The sequence below is a fragment of the Agreia sp. PsM10 genome, assembly GCF_030433855.1.
Lineage (GTDB): Bacteria > Actinomycetota > Actinomycetes > Actinomycetales > Microbacteriaceae > Agreia.
The window spans coordinates 1-276 of record NZ_JARUXC010000045.1; the positions used below are offsets into that span (position 1 = coordinate 1).

Annotated in this window: 1 pseudogene; it reads right to left on the reverse strand. The window is 64.9% G+C overall.

The features are described from left to right. Positions 1 to 171: pseudogene (locus QCD70_RS19275) on the reverse strand (transposase domain-containing protein); the annotation flags it as partial. Positions 172 to 276: the final 105 nt, after the last annotated feature.

Below are 276 nucleotides of genomic sequence, written 5' to 3' on the forward strand. Positions count from 1 at the left end.
GATTCTCATCCCCACAGGCAGGGGACGGGAATCGGCGTTCGCGAGCCGGCATCGGGGCGTTGGCGCCCAGCGGTGAGGCAGCCGCTCCAACACGTCACGCAGGTAGGCATACGGGTCAAACCCGTTGAGCTTGGCCGCCGTCTTCCGGGCGTTCAAAGTGAGTTGGCCGGACGGATACAAGCGAAGCGCGGAGACTGGGGCACCAGGTGCAGGTCGAATGCTGTGTCTGCCCACTCGCCCCAGGTGGACTCCTTGGCCACGACGCTATCGAGAAAG